The organism is Geomonas sp., assembly GCF_035254065.1.
Taxonomy (GTDB): domain Bacteria; phylum Desulfobacterota; class Desulfuromonadia; order Geobacterales; family Geobacteraceae; genus Geomonas.
In genome coordinates, this window is the sequence record NZ_DATFBA010000162.1 from 1 (window position 1) to 16,335 (window position 16,335).

Sequence of the window (16,335 nt, forward strand, 5' to 3'; positions counted from 1 at the left end):
TTTGAGGGAGAACACGGCCACGGCCAGGATCACCACCGAGCTGAGGATGAGGCAGAGCATGGCAACCGTCACCTTCACCGCTGACCCCTGCAGAGTTCTCCCTTCTTCAGCCATCCGGTTGACACCCCCCGCGGCGAAATCCTGCGCTACCTTTTCCAGGCCGTGAATTTCATTCTTGTATTGGTTGATTGCCTGGTTTCCCTGCTGGGTAGTGGTGATGGCATTCGATTGCACAGAGGCGAAGACCTTGTTGAAGCCGGCGTTGTAGGCCTCAAGGTTCCCCTTCATCACCTTGACGACCTCCTTGTCCTGCTGGCTCACGGTGATCCTTTCCAGGTCGGCGATGCGCGCCTGGGCGTGCGACAACTGGTCCTTCCATTTCGTGGCGTACTCGGCCACCTTCTCCTTCGAATCGATGTTGATGAAGATGTCCTTTTCGAAGCGTCGAAGGCCGAGCACGTCGGCGCGAAGGCGCGCGGAGTTCTCGGCGATTTTAGCCTCCACCTGCAAGGCCCGGGTGGAAACCGCCGATAGCGTGTGGATGCCCCAGTACCCCGTCCCCCCCACCAGCAACAACATGGCGAAGACGACTCCGAAAGAAAACTTGAGCCGCCGGTTCAGATCGTTTTTCTTCATCCTTTTCCCCTTTGTTCGTGAAAAATTGGTCCGGCCGGCCCTGCACCCGGACGCTCATTGATTATCGGCAGGAGACGGAATCTGTTTAGCGGGTATCGAACTGAACCGCCGGCGAAGCGGATAAAAAGTCCCGCCGGTTCCCTGCGAAAACTTTTACTCATCGTTTCCGGCAAGCAGCCGATAGGTGCGGAAAAGCGGCTCGTCCCAAGGGCGCTGCTGCCAAAGCCAGGGAAATGAAGGGAGGAATGGGGATGTCTATTTCGAAACGTCTGTTGTTGTTGCTGATGGTGGCGGTACTGGGGCTCATCGGTCTGGAGGGGGTAAATGTTTTTCAGATGGAAAGGGTCTACGACGCCGCCAACTTCGGCAACATCAACAGCGTGCCGGGCATCGTGGCGCTGGACCACGCTGCGGATGCGACAAAAAGGGAGATAAACCTGATCTTCACCCACATCCTGACTACTGAACCGTCAAAGCAGGCGGAAACCGAAAAATCGATACAGCAGGCACGTGCGGATCTGAGAAAGGCGCTGAAGGAGTACGAGGCCACCCTTGCCGATGACAAGGACAAGCAGATGTTCGCCGAGGACAATGCCGCAAACTCCGGCTTGGAGGCACTGAGCGACAGGGTGCTGGCCCTTTCCCGCGCCGGCAAGAGCGCGGAAGCCCGTGACCTCTTCCTAAGCAACGCGGCAGTCCGCAGCAAGGCCGCCGATGCCATAGACCAGCACATAAGCTACAACGTCCAGCTCTCCGACAAGGGGAGCAAGGACGCCGTCTCGGTAAAGAGAAGCGGCCTGATTATCGCCCTGACGGCGGCGCTGCTGATCATCGCCACCTTGTCAACGGTCGCCTTCTTCATCGTACGCTCCATCCGCACCGTGGTGCTGGAGGTGATGAGCGCCGCCAATAACGTGGCGGCCGGCAGCCAGCAGATGTCCGCCAGTTCCGAGGAGATGTCGCAGGGGGCGACCGAGCAGGCCGCTGCCGCCGAAGAGGCCTCTTCCTCCATGGAACAGATGACCTCCAACATCCGGCAAAATGCCGACAACGCCATGCAGACGGAGAGGATAGCGATCCAGTCGGCCGCCGACGCGCAGGAGAGTGGCGAGGCGGTGACCCAGACGGTAAAAGCCATGAAGGAGATCGCCAGCAAGATAGGGATCATCGAGGAGATAGCCAGGCAGACCAACCTGCTGGCGCTGAACGCAGCCATCGAAGCGGCGCGGGCAGGGGAGCACGGCAAGGGTTTCGCAGTGGTGGCAAGCGAGGTAAGGAAGCTCGCCGAACGCTCCCAGAAGGCGGCCGGCGAGATTTCGGAGCTTTCCGCAACCAGCGTGGAAATCGCCGACAAGGCGGGGATAATGTTGGGCAACATGCTCCCCAACATCAAGAAGACGGCGGAACTGGTGCAGGAAATCACGGCGTCCTGCAGGGAACAGGACACCGGCGCCGAGCAGATCAACAAGGCCATTCAGCAACTCGACCAGGTCATCCAGCAAAATGCCTCGGCGGCCGAAGAGATGTCGAGCACCGCAGAGGAACTCTCCAGCCAGGCGGAACAGTTGCAGGAATCGATCGCGCTGCTGAACACCGGCAAAAAAAGCGAGCCGGAAGCGGCCAGGAAAGGAGCGCTCGCCCCGGCAACAAACAGCGTGCGCCAGGCGAGACACCTCACCCACGCCGGCAGACCGGCGGCCTCGATAAACCTGGAAATGGACGAGGGGTTCGAGCAGTACTAGAGCGAACCCCAAGGTAATCGCCACTCGGCAGGCTCAGGGCAAACGGCGCACGGTTCGCCCGGAGCCTGCCGGGGAAGGTTATGGTTTGCGTCTTGGCCGACCGGCACCCTTTCCTGTCCCGGCCTTGCCTGCGCCCTTCGGCCCGGAGCGGCCAGCGACCGTCGCTGCGGCCGGTTTTACCCCGACCTTGCCGAGGGCCGCGTCGATCCAACGCGAGATCTCGGCGCGGCTTTGCAGGGCCGAGTCGGGAATGGTCGTGCCGCTCTTGTCCGCCAGAAGCTTCGCGTAACGGAGCTGCCCTTCGGTCGGCGCCGTTCCCTCGCCCCTCTCCGGCGGCAGCGCGTACCCCATCTTGCCGTGCACCCCTTTGCAGAAGCGCTGCCAGGTCTCCTTGTTCTCCACTATCAGGTCGAGAAAGCCTTCCATCCGCCGGGTCAGCTCGTAATCGATCACCCAGCCGTGCTTGTCCCGCAGGTAGTCGATCAGCGTCTCGCCCGGCGGCAGCGGCACCACCTTCCCCTTCTCCTCCTTCACGTAGCCGCGGTCGGTGATGTTCTTGGTGATGGAAGCATAGGTGGAGGGACGGCCGATCTCCAGCCGCTCCAGCTCCTTCACCAGGGAACCGAAGGTGAAGCGGCCGGGGGGCTTGGTCTTCTTCTCGTCCAGCGTCTCCCCTTTCTTCGGGACCAGCTCTCCCGGCGCCACCTCGGGGAGCGTCTGCATCGGGTCCTCTTCCTTGCGCTCCTTCTCGTCCTCGGCGTCCCCGTACACACGCAGGAAGCCGTCGAATTTGAGCACCCTGCCGTTGGCCCTGAACTTCTCCCCCGCCACCTCGAACAGCATGACGGTGGCGTCGTAGACCGCCTGCGCCATCTGGCTCGCCACCGCCCGCCGGAAGATGAGATCGTACAGACGCGCGTGCTCGGGGGTGAGCCCCTCGCGCTGGATCAGGGAGCGGATGTCGGCCAGCGAATGCATGTGGGTCGGGCGTATCCCCTCGTGAGCGTCCGCCTGGGAGTTCTTGGACTTGTACTGGTGCGGCTTGGAGGGAAGGTAGTGGGGGCCGAGCGCGTTGGACAGGAAGCTGCGGATCTCTTCGATGAAGTCATCGGCCATGCGGACCGAGTCGGTGCGGTGGTAGGTGATCAGGCCGTGGTCGAAGAGCGCCTGGGCGAGCTTCATGGTCTGCTCGGGCGGCAATTTCAGCCGGGCGGCCGCCGCGGCCTGCAGGTCCACCGTGGTGAAGGGAGGTTTGGGAGACTGCCTGGTCTCCTTCTTCTCCACCTTTAAAGCCAGCGCATGCGTCTCCGCCTTGATGGCCTCCACGATGGCCAGGGCGTCCGCCTGCTTTTCGAACTTGCCGCGGATGTGGCGGGCCAGGAAGGTCGTCCCCTCCTTTTCCAACAGGATGCTGAGCACCCAGTACGGTGCCGGCACGAACGCCCTGATCTCCCGTTCCCGGTCGACCACCAGGCGCACCGCCGGCGACTGCACCCGCCCCACGCTGAACTTGCCGGACAGCGCGCGGCTCGCTATGGGGGAGAGGATGTAACCGACCAGCCGGTCGCCGATCCTGCGGCCGAGGAAGGCGTGGTAGAGGCCGGCGTTGGTCTTTTCGAAGGGGACCGCCTTGGCGAGGGAATCGCGCAGCCCCTTCTCGGTGACCTCGAAGATCTCCAGGCGCAGGCACTCCTTGGCGACCGGGCCGACCTCCTCGAAGATGTGCCGGCTGATGGCGTACCCTTCGCGGTCGGGGTCGCCCGCCAGCATGACCGTCTCCCCCTTGGCCGCCTCGCGCAGCTCGCGCGGGAGATGCTTTTTCTTATCGTGGTAGACGAAGGTGGGCTGGTAGCTGGTGAGATCGACGCCGATCGAGGCATCGGGGAGGTCCTTGAAGTGGCCGACCGTGGACATGGTCTTCGCCTTCAGGATCGACTGGATTTTCTTGGCCTTGGTGGGCGACTCGACGATGATCAGCACGTGGGCCTCGTAATCCGCGCAGCGAGCTTGGTCAGCCGCTTGTGGGCCTTGTGGTTCTTGACCGCCATGGCAAGGGCCTTGGCCTCGCCGATCACCACCACCAGTTTCTTGCCGCGGGTGACGGCGGTATAGATCAGGTTCCGCTCCAGCATGGTGTAGTGCTGCATGGCGAGCGGGATCACGACCGCCGTGTACTCGGAGCCCTGGCTCTTGTGGATGCTGGTCGCATAGGCGAGGCTCACCTCGTCCAGCTCGCCGAACTCGTACTCCACGATCCGCTCGTCGTACTCCACCCCCAGCGTCCCCTCCTCCAGGTCGACCCTCACGATGGTCCCGATGTCCCCGTTGAAGACCTCCTTGTCGTAGTTGTTCACGGTCTGAATCACCTTGTCTCCCGGTGAAAAACTGGTGCCGAAGCGGCTCACCTTCGGCTCGGAGGCGCCGTTCAACACTTTCTGCAGCTCCTCGTTGAGCGAGCGGGTCCCCAGCCCTCCACGGTTCATGGGGGTGAGCACCTGGATGTCACGCACCGGATGGAAGCCGAACCGCTTGGGGATGCGCTCCGTGATCACCTGCAGGAGCTTGTCGTGGATCTCCTCGGGGGTGGCGGTGGGGATGAAATAGAAGTCCACCAGTTCCTTGCTCTCATCCTTCATGGGTAGCTCGCCACGGTTGATGCGGTGGGCGTTGACGATGATGCGGGAACTGGCGGCCTGCCGGAAGATCTCCACCAGCCTGACGGTGGGGATGGCACCCGATTCGATCAGGTCGGAGAGGACGCAGCCAGGTCCCACCGAAGGAAGCTGGTCGACGTCGCCGACCATGACCAGCGCGGCCCGGTCGGGGATCGCGGCGAGCAGCTTGTTCATCAGCACCACGTCGACCATGGAGGCTTCGTCCATCACCACCAGATCGGTATCGATGGGGTGCTCCCGCGTGCGCTTGAAGCCCATGCTCTGCGGGTCGAATTCCAGCAGGCGGTGGATGGTCTTGGCCTCCAGCCCGGTCGACTCGGAGAGCCGCTTGGCCGCCCTGCCGGTGGGGGCGCAGAGGGTGACCCGGATTTGGCGGGCGCGGATGATGGCGAGGATGCTGTTGACCAGGGTGGTCTTCCCCACCCCGGGGCCGCCGGTGATCACCACCACCTTGCTGTCCAGCGCCAGCCGGACGGCATCGCGCTGGGAGGCGGAAAGGGTGACCCCGGTATGGCTTTCCACCCAGGGGATCGCCTTCTCCGCCACGATCTCCGGCCAGGGGAGGCTCCCGGCCGACAGACGGGAGAGGCTTGAGGCGACGCCGATCTCGGCGCGGTAGAGAGGCGCCAGGAAAAGGCAGGGGTGTCCGGCGATCTCGTCGGGGACCAGGTTCTCCTCGGCGATCTCGGCTTCGATGGCCTGCTCGATCACCGCGTCGGGGATTTCCAGGATTTCGACGGCCTTGCCGACCAGCTCGCTCCTGGTGGCGGCGCAGTGGCCGCTTCCGGAGAGTTCCTGGAGGACGTGTCGCACCCCCGCCTGCGCACGCATCAGCGAGTCTCGCTCGATGCCCAGCTTGGCGGCCAGGGCGTCGGCGGTCTTGAAACCGATGCCGTGGATGTCGAGGGCCAGGCGGTAGGGGTTCTCGGTGACCTTGAAGATCGCCTCGTTACCGTAGCTCTTGTAGATGCGCACGGCCCGCGCCGTCCCCAGGCCGTGGGACTGCAGGAACACCATGATCTCCCGGATGGCCTTCTGCTCGACCCAGGCGCCTGCCACCCGCTCCATCCGTTTGCGACCGATGCCCGGGAGCTCCAAAAGCCGCTCGGGGCTTTGCTCGATGATGTTGAAGACCTCGGCGCGGAAAGCCTGCACCAGCACCTTCGCGAAATGGGGGCCGATGCCGCGCACCATGCCGGAGCCCAGGTACTTCTCGATCCCCTCCAGCGTGCTGGGAGGAACCATCTTCAGATGCTGCGCCTTGAACTGCATGCCGTGAACGCGATCGTTGTACCAGGAGCCGGTACACTCCAGGTACTCCCCTGGCGTCACCGAGGCGGCGGAGCCGGTGACCGTCACCAGCTCCCGTTGCCCGGAGACCTTCACCCGCAAGACGCAGAAGCCCGATTCCTCGCTGTGGAAGGTCACCCTTTCCACCGAGCCGGACAGCCGTTCAACGGGAGGATCGTGCGGTTTGCGGTCGATCATGTGCGTTCGGTTAGAAGACGAAGGTTGGGAGGCCCCCTCTCCCTCCGGGAGAGGGCGGGGGGTGAGGGAACTTTCCACAGAGAACGAGGCTTCCCTCACCCCGGCCCTCCCCCGCAGGGGGAGGGGGAGCGGGAAGAGTGGGTTGTGTTACCTGGGGATGCTCCCCCCCAGGGTGAGGTCGAAGAGGCGGCCGTTTCGGGACAATCGCACCCTGGTCTCCTGGATCTCGACCACGCGGGCACCGGAAACGGTGGCACCCTCGCCCACCAGGCTGCCGTTCAGCACTGCCCGCCGCAGGCTGCGCTCGTCCTGCCAGGCGATACCGGAGATGGTGATATCAGGCGCACCTACCGGCACCGGTTGCTGCGCGTCCTGGCTCACGTGTCGCACCTGCCTGTCGTGCGGCTCATACCCCTCAGCAGCACGTGCCGCCACTACTTTTCGACCTTTCCCGGTCTTGGCCGCTTGCGCGCTGCCGGCAGGAGCACCTTCGGGGTGGGAAGCGGCGTTCGCTGGAAGTTTGACGGAACTCTTTTCCGACCTGGGCGCAGGAGCGGCGGCATCAGGCGCCTGCTGGCGGGCAGGATGCTCTACCGCTGGGGCGCCGGTCACCGCGGGGGTAGCCAAGGCTGCGGGCTGAGCGCTAGCGGCCGGAGGGGCCGCCACCGCTGCCGCAGGCTGTACCGCAGAGGTAGTCGCCGCAGGCGCCGGATAACCGGGAGCGGCCGGGGCGGCAGCCACGGTAGCGGGAGGTACCGCCGGCCCGGCTGCGGCCATTTGATTGACTGCTGCGGTGTCGCGTCCGGTCGCCAGGGATTCACCGTCGCCATGCCCCCTGATCAGGAAGCCGGCCGCTATCCCCCCTAGCAGCAGGATGAGACCGGCCGCCGGCAACAGGTATGGCTTCCCGGACTGGGAAGTCACCTCGCCGCGATAGCGGAGCACCTCAGGCCGCAGGTCGCCTCCGGCGCCGCGCCTGTTTTTGCGGTCCTGCTCCATCTTCCTCAACGCATCGAGTATCAGGCTCATCTATTCCGCCTTTAGTCAGCTAATCAATTTTTGCGATCAGCAATGATCTTCCGCTGAAACGTCCCTTCTCCCCATCCTCACCCCGACCCTCGCCTTGAAGGAGAGGGAGAAGTTGGCTGAGCAGGTGGTAGTGACCGATGGGCAAAGTCCCTTCTATTCAGAATGGCGTGAACTTATCTGGGTCAGCGGCGTGCGTTGATCCCCGGAGGGAAGAATCCGCCGGCACGCCGGTAGAGCAGCATGAGGGTGACTCCGCCGGCCTCGCCGTCGACCTTGATCTTCTCGCGGCGCTGGAACTCGGCGATGGCCGCTTTTGTCTCTGGCCCGTTCAGGCCACTGATCTGTCCGCTATAGCAGCCGGCCTCCTTCAGCAGTCCCTGCAGGAGCCTCGTCCCTTCCGCCTTCTCGGCACGCTTTTCCCGAGAGGAAAGACGATGGAAGTCCTTCCACAGTAGAATGGCTTCTCCGCTCCAAAGCTGGGACAACTCCGCAGGGGTCAGCTTGGTATGCCCCGCCAGCGCCGGAGTAATTTCGACCCCGTCCTTGCCGATCGAAGAGAGCACCAGCAATCTGCTCCCCGCGCCGGGCACGGAGAGGTGCAGCAGCGCCGGGGCGTCCAGCCGAGCCAGCGCGTCGAGGTCGCCGGTGACCTTGGTAGCCACCAGGCCACGGCTACGGGCCAGCGACCTGACGCTCACCGAGGCGCCCGGCACCGGTTGAACCGGCTCCTTTTGCCAAGCTGTGAGGACGGCGTTGACGGAGCTGTAGAGGTTTTGCTGTTCTGGCAGCGTGGCCAGCTCGCGCAGGGCCAGCTCCCGCGAAAATGGCCCCTGCGCTGTCGCCTGGGCCGGCTTCTTCGCCTCCACCGCCCGGTGGGGGTAAACGAAGAAAACCGCCACGGCCAAAACGGCCACCACGACCGATGCGGCAAAGGCGAGGGAAGCCGGGCGGCGGGAAGGCGATTCCCTGCGCAGATCGGCGATGGAAAGCGCGGCCATCGACGGTGAGACCAGCTTGGTCTCCCTGGTATAGGCGAGCAACAGCGCGCGGTCGCAGACGCCGTTAATCAGACGGGGGAGGCCTTTTGAATAGGCGAAGATCTTCTTCAGGGCACCCGGCGAGAAGGTCAGCGGCTCGCGGCCGTTGGCGGCAAACCTGATCCGGTGCCGGATGTAGTCGCGGGAGTCCTCGAACGACATCGGTTTCAGGTGATAGCGGACGGTGATGCGCTGGTCAAGCTGGCGAAGCTCCTCCCGCCCCAACAGGTTGTTCAGCTCGGGCTGCCCTACCAGCACGATCTGGATCAGCTTGTCCGCCTCGGTCTCCAGGTTGGAGATGAGGCGGATATGCTCCAGCACCTCCACGGAAAGGTTCTGCGCCTCGTCAATCACCAGCACCACGGTGCGGCCGGCGCGATGCTCCTCCAGGAGAAAGCCGTTCAGCGCCTGGTGCAGATCACGCATCTCCCCACCCTGGGCGGAGATGCCGAGCTCGGCGTTCAGTTCCTTCAGAAAACCAAGCGGCGAGAGGGTGGGATTGAAGATCAGGGCAGTGCGATGGGTGGCGGCATCCAGGTGGTTCAACAGGGTGCGCACCAAGGTGGTCTTGCCGGTACCGACCTCACCGGAGAGTTCAATGAAGCCAACCCGGTTCTCGATAGCAAACAGCAGGTGGGCGAACGCCTCCTGGTGAGGTGTGCTCAAGTACAAAAAAGCGGGATTGGGAGTAAGGGCGAACGGCGGCTCGTTGAATCCAAAATCTTGCCAGTACATGAGTGCGCCATGGTCCTTTGAGAGAGAAGTATCAGGTGGAACTATGGCAGTAATCTATATTTTTTTGCGGCAGTGTCAATAGAATTTGCTAAAGGAAGGATTACGGCACAGTCAAAGGCATTATCAACAGGGATGAACAGGATGAAAGGGATGTATTCCCCTCGCCCCTCCAGAGGAGAGGGTGCCGAAGGGCGGGTGAGGGCTGGTGCGGCGTGGGGGAAGGGCTATTTTTCGCTGAATCCTCCGGCGAAGTCCATCACGCACATGTTACGGTAGCGCGGATGAGGACCGCAGGCGGCGCCGGCCACGGAGAGGCTGCGATTGAAGATGTTCTTGCGGTGGCCACGATCGGGAACCTTGTCATCGATGATCAGCTCCATGACCATCAGGCGGGGGGTGTCTGGGCCGTAACCGATATTTTCCGCGATCCGCCGGTTCCAGCTGCCATGCCGGTCTATCCTTTTCTCCATGTCGCCACTGTCCCCGTAGTGGCCGATCCCGCCGGTCTGGCTCTGCTCCCGCACCAGGTCGGCCGCCGCTTCAGCAAGACCCTGCGACCACTTAAGCGGAGCTATCGGGCGCTGTTCCTCGAGAAAGGCTATGGCGTCGTCCACCGCGGCCACCCCCTCGTTGGTCACCACCATGTTGGCAGATCCCGGAATCCGGTAGAGCTTGCCGGAGAAGTTGCGGCGGAGACTGCGCAGGAAGCCGGCGTAACGCTGGGGATTGGTGCGGGCGAGGTTGGTCTCGGTGAGCAGGTCACGCGCAAACCGGTCCGAGGAAGCGCCGCTGGAGCCTGTCGCCAGCAGCAGGAACAAAAGACAAATGGTCCTTTTGAGTCCCCTCATCAACATCAGGTCACCTCTGCGCGCCACTTCCCTCTGAGAGGGATCCCAATTGGGATTCGAATACTTTGAGAGCGGCGGCCAGTGTCCCTTCCATGTCATCCCCGTAAACTGTGAAATAGAGATACTGGCCGGAATAATGATGCCAGTTGAGATCCTCCACCTGTAGCGGTGCTAACAGACGCTCCATCTTCTCATACGGGAAAAAGAGATCTCCGTTTGGCCAGGTCCTTCTCAGTTTCTTTGCCTGCGCATCAGTCAGCGGTATCCGATAACGTATCGATACGATTTCGGGGATCACTGGAAGACCTCCAATGACAGATCATCTTACACATCCACGTTACAGCATATCACAGTTCAGAAAGTGGCTGACAGAATCGATAGATGGGTATTTACTAATAAACTCGAATACTGTCATCCATCTATGACAGTTAACGGCGTCCATAAGAAGTGGAATGAGTGCGGGATACGTTACAAATCCCCCTGTCCCCCCTTTAACAAGGGGGGGACCTGTTTCGCTGCTGCTGACATGCACGCCCTAAGTCCCCTACCCTTCACGGGGGAGCTGGTGTTGCTGAGATGTGCGCCCCTACGTCCCCTCCCCTTCAAGGGGAGGGACAGGGTGAGGATGGGGATTGTCGAAGCAAGGGCGTGGCTGCAAGATGAGAATCTGCGGGAGGGAGCCACATGGTCAGATGCTTTTTCGCCAGGCCAGCCGTCCTTCCAGCCACCGGGAGAAGGAGGTGAAGGTGAAACAGAGGACGAAGTAGACTGCCGCGATGAAGATGAAGATCTCGGTCGGGTAGGACATGGTCCGGTTGTTGACCTGGGTGGCGACATGGGTCAGCTCGGAGACGCCGACGATGAAGGCAAGCGAAGTGTCCTTGATCAGCGAGACGAACTGGTTCACGAAGGAAGGGATCATGTTGCGCAACCCCTGCGGCAGCACGATGTACAGCATAGTCTGCCAGTGCTTGAGGCCGGTGGAGATGGCCGCCTCGACCTGCCCCTTGGGAACCCCCTCGATCCCCGCCCGGACGATCTGGGACATGTAGGCGGAGGTGAACAGGGTGAGCCCCATGATCACCGTCTGGCTCTCCGGCACCGTCTTGCCCATCAGGGCCGGCAGCAGGAAGTACATCCAGAAGATCACCATCAAAAGCGGCAAGCCGCGCACGGTGTTGATGAACAGGTTCACCGGGTAGCGGATAGCGGCGATCCGGGAAAGGCTCAAAAGCCCCAGGATCAGCCCCCCGAAGAAGGAGAGGATGCAGGAGACCACCGCCAGGTACAGGGTGAGCCCCAGCCCCCCCAGCGGCCCGTTGGGGAAGCGCCCGATCATGAAGTAGGTGAAGTTGTCAGCTATTACGTGGAAATCTAACATGCCGTCCATGTGCGTCCTCTATACTTGAATTGCCGCTCATCCGCCCCGAAACTAGGCCCGATGCGGGTTGAGCACCCGCTTGTTGTACACGTCCATCAGCGCCGTGATGACCACCGACAGGGTCAGGTAGACCACGGTGGCGGCGGTGAAGGCCTCGAAGCCCTTGAAGCTGTAGCTCTCCACCTGGCGGGCCTGGTAGGTGACCTCCATGACGCCGATGGTCATGGCCAGCGACGAGTTCTTGGCCAGGTTCAGGAACTGGTTGACCAGGGGAGGGACGGTGATGCGCACCGCCTGGGGGAGGATGATGTACTGCATCGACCTGAGGTAGGAGAACCCGGCGCTTCTGGCGGCCTCCATCTGCTCCTTCGGTATGGAGAGGATGCCGGAGCGGATGTCCTCGGCGATGAAGGCGGAGGTATAGATGGTGAGCGCGATGACGGCAGCGGCGAACTCGAAATTGGTGCTGTTCAGCCAGTCGTTCACCACGGTGGGGAGGATCTTGTAGGAACCGAAGTACCAGAAAAATATCTGCACCAGCAGCGGGGTGTTCCTGAAAAATTCCAGGTAGACCGAGGCGGTCCAGCGCAGCGGGCGGAAATGGCTCATCTTGAGCACCGCGATGAGCAGCCCCAGCAGGAAGGCGAATACGATGCCGACCGCGGAGAGCTCCAGGGTCACCTTGGTCCCGTGGACCAGCCATTCGAAATACTTTCCCGTGGTGATGACCGACCAGTCGAAATGATACTTAAGCACGTGAACCTCTGATTCTGAAACGAAAAACGTAAGGCTCCCTCCCCCGGAGGGGGAGGGGGAGCCGGTACTAAGTTGGATGTACGAACAGGGGAGAAGTTACTTGCCGGCGGTGATCTTGAAGGTCCTGGTCATGTGGAAGGCGGTACCGGGGCCAAACCATTTGTCGAAGATCTTCTTGGCTTCGCCGCTTTTTTCCATCTCGAGGAGGGTCTTGTCGACGAAGGCAATGAACCTGGCGTCGTCCTTGCGCATGCCGAGGCCGTAGGGCTCCTCGGAGATCTGCACGTTGGGGATCTCGAACTGGGCGCGGTTGGGGGCCTTGGCGAGGATGCCGGCCAGAATGGCCTCGTCGGTGGTGACGGCGGCTACCTTGCCCTGCTGCAGGGCGAGGAAGGCCTGCGGGTAATCGTCGAAGGAAAGCACGGTGGAGGTCGGGATCGCCTTCTTCACGTTCTGCTCGGAGGTGGAACCTTTGGCGGTGCCGATCTTCTTGCCGGCCAGGTCGTTCACGCTTCTCACCGCACCTTTACGGGCGATGAACTTCTGGCCGGTGGCGAAGTAGGTGTGGCTGAAACCGATCTGCTTGGCGCGCTCCGGGTTCTTGGTCATGGTGGCGGCGATGATGTCGATGTTGCCTTCCATCAGCTGCGGCATGCGGGAAGCGGAGGTCACCGGTTTCAGTTCCAGCTTGGCCCCCAGCTTCTTGGCGATGGCCCTGGCGATATCGACATCGTAGCCGACGATCTCGCGGCTCTTCTCGTCCACGTAGCCGAAGGGCTGCAGCGAGTCCTTCACCCCGACCACCAGGACACCCTTCTTCTTCACCTCGGCGAGGGTATCAGCAGCCAGCGCCGCCTTCCCCATGAAACCAACCAGCGCCAACCCGATCACAAAAGTAGCCAGTCTCTTCATTACATCTCCTCGTTTAGTTAATGATGTTCACAGCCTTGGCCGCTGGCGTTTAGCCGGGCAACCAGCAGTTGCAAACTCGTGGGCGGAATTGAGAAGGTCGCCGTGCTAGGCAAAGACCATGCCTTCCATGGCGCGGGCGGCGTCACGGCTCAAGGTTCCCAGCACCAGTTTATGATTAGGTTCCACTTCCACTACCCAGCTCCCGTTCCCCTCTTCGTCCGAAACAAAGGAGATGGGCAATGTCCCGTCATGGGCCTTCAGTATCGCTTCGTGCATCTTTTCAATATCCAGCATAACGCCTCCTATGAGCAGCGATTACCCTGCAACAGGGTCTCGACTGCATCTGTTTTTCTAAATGTCTTAGTGCATCGGCGACAGCAACTGTTTGAGGAACTGCTTGGCCCGGTCGTGCTCGGGGTTGCGGAAGAACTCCTCCGGCTTGGCTTCTTCCAGGATGGTGCCGTGGTCCATGAAAATGACGCGGTCGGAGACCTCGCGGGCGAAGCCCATCTCGTGGGTCACCACCATCATGGTCATGCCGTCCTTCGCCAAATCCTGCATGACCGCCAGCACCTCGCCGATCATCTCCGGGTCCAGGGCCGAGGTCGGCTCGTCGAACAGCATGATGCGCGGCTTCATGGCCAGGGCGCGGGCGATTGCCACCCTCTGCTGCTGCCCGCCGGAAAGCTGGGTCGGGTAGGCGTCGCGCTTGGCGGCGAGGCCGACCCGCTCCAATAGCTGCATCGCCTGCTCCTGGGCCTCCTTCTTGGAGATCTTCCTGATCTTGGTGGGGGCCAGGGTGATGTTGTTCAGCACCGAGAGGTGCGGGTAGAGATTGAACTGCTGGAAGACGAAGCCGACTTCGGCGCGCAACTTGTTCAGGTCGGTCTTCTTGCAGTGAAGGTTCAGGCCGTCCACCGTCAGCTGCCCTTCGTTGATCGGTTCCAGCTTGTTTATGGTCCGGATCAGGGTGGATTTGCCGGAGCCGGAGGGACCGCAAACGACCACCACCTCGCCTTGGGTAACGTGGAGGTTGATGTCGTTCAAGACATGGAGTTTCTTGAACCACTTGTGCACGCCGTGAAACTGGATCATTTGCTGCTCCTTATTCAGTATCTTGCCTGATGAATCGCATCGCGAAGCGCGGGACTGCGAGGCCTCATGCTTCCGCGATTGGCACTCCCGGCCGGGGGCTGCACATCTTCATGAGCGGACCGGAAAAGCAGCCGTTTACAGCAATGAAAGTGCCAAGCTGGTAACAGCCTTGTAACAGGGCGTATTAGCTGGAGGGAGGGACGTCCAGGACGGGGGGAAGGGGTATAACTTTTGTCGAGGGCGAGAGCGGGGTGAGGAGAAAGGGGGTGAAAAACGGCAACAATGAGGGGGTATAACATTTGCCATGGAAAGGACAAAAGTTATACCCCCTGAGGCACAGATCCAACGGCAAATTAACCGGCTTCCGCCGTTCGTCCTGAGCCTGTCGAAGGGGCGTGAAACTCGTACGGCTGCATGAGTCGGGAAAAGTTGGAGCTCGTACTTCGACAGGCTCAGCACGAGCGGTTCCACCCTATCCAACGCCCCCCGACGCTTGGCGGCTCAGGAAGAAAAGAGGGGTGAGGATGGGGTCATCCGCGTCGTTGCAGCCGCTTGCTGAGGGCCGGCTGGGAAATACCGAGCAGCCGGGAGGCCATGGTCTGGTTGTTGTCGGCGCGCCGCATCGCCTCGGCCACCAACTGTTCGACCGCGGCGCTCAGGGTCGGCAGTTCCTCGACCGTCTGGAAGAGGTTCTCCTCCCTTGCGCCAACGGACGCCGAGGCCGTCTCCCCCTTTCCCTCCATGGCGGAGAGGAAGCTGCTCATGGAAAGCATGCGGGAATCATGCACGCTCATGGCGTCGAAGACCATCGCCCTCAGCTCGCGCAGGTTGCCGGGGAAGCTGTAGTTGGTGAGCAAGGTGACCAGTTCCTTGGGGTAGCTCGGCTTCTTCTTCTTGAAGATGGCGGCGCTTTCCTCGAGGAAGTGGTCGAGCAGCAGCGGGATGTCGTCCTTGCGCTCGCGCAGAGGCGGTATGTGCACGTGGTGGGCCCGCAGCCGGTAATAGAGGTCCTTGCGGAAGGCCCCGGCGTCGCGCCGCTTGGAGAGGTCTTCGTGGGTGGCCACCACGATGCGCGCCTTGAGCTGCTTGGGGAGGTCGCTCCCCAGCGGGTAGTATTCACCCTCCTGGAGCAGCCGCAACAGCTTCACCTGGCAGGTGAGCGAGAGGTCGCCGATCTCGTCCAGGAAGAGGGTCCCCTCGGCCGCCTGCTCCACCATGCCGCTGCGGTTCTCGTCGGCCCCGGTGAAGGCCCCCTTGCGATGCCCGAAAAGGGTGTCGGTGAAGACGTTGTCCTCGAGCCCGGCCACGTTGACCGGCACCAGGGGACCGCTCCCCCGGCTCAAGCTGTGGACGGCCCGGGCCACCAGTTCCTTCCCTACCCCGCTCTCCCCGGTGATCAGGATGGGCTGGGTGCTCCTGGCCACCGCCTCGATGTACTTGAAGATGGAGCGCATCACCTTGTTGCCGGTGACGATGGAAGAGAAGGCTTCCGGGAACTCCAGGCGGTCGTCCAAGAGGCGGCGTCGCATCTCCTTGTTTTCCCGCTGCAGCTCCTGCATGCGGATCGCTCGCCGCACCGAATCGAGGATGCGCTCCTCCTCGTCGGTCTTCACGAGATAATCGAAGGCCCCCTGCCTCATGCACCTGACCGCCGTTTCCAGCTGGTTCAGGCCGGAGAGGATGATCACGGTGATCTCGGGAAACTCCTGCGAGACGGCAGCCAGCAGTTCCTCGCCGGAGAGGTGCGGCATGGTGAGATCGAGCAGCAGTACGCCGATCTCCTTCTCGGCGAGGAGTTCCATCACCTGGCGGGGGTCGCTCAGCTGGGAGAGGTTGTTGATCCCGCCCCCTTCCAGCATCATGCCGAGGCTGCGCAGCCACGGGGGCTCGTCGTCCACCAGGAGAACCCCGAACGAGGGGTAAAGTGCTTCGGTCATCGATCTTTCTCCTTCACTAGTCGCTCCCCTCTTACCTCAGCAGCACGTTCTGCTCACCACCCCC

At 62.1% G+C, this 16,335-nt stretch carries 14 protein-coding genes; 1 reads left to right on the top strand and 13 read right to left on the bottom strand.

Annotation, left to right across the window (positions count from 1 at the left end):
• Positions 1-636 (bottom strand): MCP four helix bundle domain-containing protein (locus VJ604_RS07785; RefSeq protein ID WP_324081327.1); only part of this gene is annotated, 636 nt, incomplete at its 3' end.
• 251 nt (positions 637-887) lie between these two features.
• Here VJ604_RS07785 and VJ604_RS07790 point away from each other — a divergent pair.
• Positions 888-2,378, top strand: a complete 1,491-nt coding sequence (locus VJ604_RS07790; protein WP_324081328.1) for a HAMP domain-containing methyl-accepting chemotaxis protein — start codon at positions 888-890, stop codon at positions 2,376-2,378.
• Between the two features lie 78 nt (positions 2,379-2,456).
• Here the strand turns inward: VJ604_RS07790 and topA are convergent, their stop codons facing one another.
• From topA to VJ604_RS07850, 12 genes are all read right to left on the bottom strand, one after another.
• Positions 2,457-4,358: a type I DNA topoisomerase gene (gene topA, locus VJ604_RS07795; RefSeq protein WP_324081329.1), complete on the bottom strand. Its 1,902-nt coding sequence runs from the start codon at positions 4,356-4,358 to the stop codon at positions 2,457-2,459.
• Positions 4,352-6,541 carry an SF1B family DNA helicase RecD2 gene (recD2, locus tag VJ604_RS07800; RefSeq protein WP_324081331.1) on the bottom strand — a complete coding sequence of 730 codons (2,190 nt, stop codon included), beginning with the start codon at positions 6,539-6,541 and terminating at the stop codon, positions 4,352-4,354. Before recD2 ends, topA begins: the two co-directional genes overlap by 7 nt.
• Before the next feature lie 147 nt (positions 6,542-6,688).
• A complete protein-coding gene (locus VJ604_RS07805; protein WP_324081332.1) occupies positions 6,689-7,570 on the bottom strand; it encodes a hypothetical protein in 882 nt (293 codons plus the stop codon).
• A gap of 182 nt (positions 7,571-7,752) precedes the next feature.
• On the bottom strand, positions 7,753-9,342 hold the full coding sequence (locus VJ604_RS07810) for an AAA family ATPase (RefSeq protein ID WP_324081333.1): 1,590 nt from the start codon (positions 9,340-9,342) through the stop codon (positions 7,753-7,755).
• Between the two features lie 224 nt (positions 9,343-9,566).
• Positions 9,567-10,160 (bottom strand): CAP domain-containing protein, encoded by a 594-nt coding sequence (locus VJ604_RS07815; RefSeq protein ID WP_324081334.1) that lies wholly within the window; start codon positions 10,158-10,160, stop codon positions 9,567-9,569.
• Between the two features lie 40 nt (positions 10,161-10,200).
• A complete protein-coding gene (locus tag VJ604_RS07820; RefSeq protein WP_324081335.1) occupies positions 10,201-10,488 on the bottom strand; it encodes a hypothetical protein in 288 nt (95 codons plus the stop codon).
• 390 nt (positions 10,489-10,878) lie between these two features.
• Positions 10,879-11,580, bottom strand: coding sequence for an amino acid ABC transporter permease (locus VJ604_RS07825; protein ID WP_324081336.1), 702 nt, complete (start codon positions 11,578-11,580; stop codon positions 10,879-10,881).
• A gap of 42 nt (positions 11,581-11,622) precedes the next feature.
• Positions 11,623-12,327 carry an amino acid ABC transporter permease gene (locus VJ604_RS07830; protein ID WP_324081337.1) on the bottom strand — a complete coding sequence of 235 codons (705 nt, stop codon included), beginning with the start codon at positions 12,325-12,327 and terminating at the stop codon, positions 11,623-11,625.
• 96 nt (positions 12,328-12,423) lie between these two features.
• Positions 12,424-13,239, bottom strand: coding sequence for an ABC transporter substrate-binding protein (locus VJ604_RS07835; RefSeq protein ID WP_324081338.1), 816 nt, complete (start codon positions 13,237-13,239; stop codon positions 12,424-12,426).
• Positions 13,240-13,344: 105 nt separating this feature from the next.
• Positions 13,345-13,533: a hypothetical protein gene (locus tag VJ604_RS07840; protein ID WP_324081340.1), complete on the bottom strand. Its 189-nt coding sequence runs from the start codon at positions 13,531-13,533 to the stop codon at positions 13,345-13,347.
• A gap of 66 nt (positions 13,534-13,599) precedes the next feature.
• Complete coding sequence (locus tag VJ604_RS07845) at positions 13,600-14,334, bottom strand: amino acid ABC transporter ATP-binding protein (protein ID WP_324081341.1); 735 nt, start codon at positions 14,332-14,334, stop codon at positions 13,600-13,602.
• A 530-nt stretch (positions 14,335-14,864) separates the two neighbouring features.
• Positions 14,865-16,271 carry a sigma-54-dependent transcriptional regulator gene (locus VJ604_RS07850; protein WP_324081342.1) on the bottom strand — a complete coding sequence of 469 codons (1,407 nt, stop codon included), beginning with the start codon at positions 16,269-16,271 and terminating at the stop codon, positions 14,865-14,867.
• Between the last annotated feature and the right edge of the window lie 64 nt (positions 16,272-16,335).

Bases quoted from the DNA above. Each gene is read 5' to 3' on its own strand.
- VJ604_RS07835 (WP_324081338.1), bottom strand. From the start codon at position 13,239: ATGAAGAGACTGGCTACTTTTGTGATCGGGTTGGCGCTGGTTGGTTTC.
- VJ604_RS07840 (WP_324081340.1), bottom strand. From the start codon at position 13,533: ATGCTGGATATTGAAAAGATGCACGAAGCGATACTGAAGGCCCATGAC.
- VJ604_RS07810 (WP_324081333.1), bottom strand. From the start codon at position 9,342: ATGTACTGGCAAGATTTTGGATTCAACGAGCCGCCGTTCGCCCTTACT.
- recD2 (WP_324081331.1), bottom strand. From the start codon at position 6,541: ATGATCGACCGCAAACCGCACGATCCTCCCGTTGAACGGCTGTCCGGC.
- VJ604_RS07790 (WP_324081328.1), top strand. From the start codon at position 888: ATGTCTATTTCGAAACGTCTGTTGTTGTTGCTGATGGTGGCGGTACTG.
- VJ604_RS07850 (WP_324081342.1), bottom strand. From the start codon at position 16,271: ATGACCGAAGCACTTTACCCCTCGTTCGGGGTTCTCCTGGTGGACGAC.
- VJ604_RS07805 (WP_324081332.1), bottom strand. From the start codon at position 7,570: ATGAGCCTGATACTCGATGCGTTGAGGAAGATGGAGCAGGACCGCAAA.
- VJ604_RS07825 (WP_324081336.1), bottom strand. From the start codon at position 11,580: ATGGACGGCATGTTAGATTTCCACGTAATAGCTGACAACTTCACCTAC.
- VJ604_RS07845 (WP_324081341.1), bottom strand. From the start codon at position 14,334: ATGATCCAGTTTCACGGCGTGCACAAGTGGTTCAAGAAACTCCATGTC.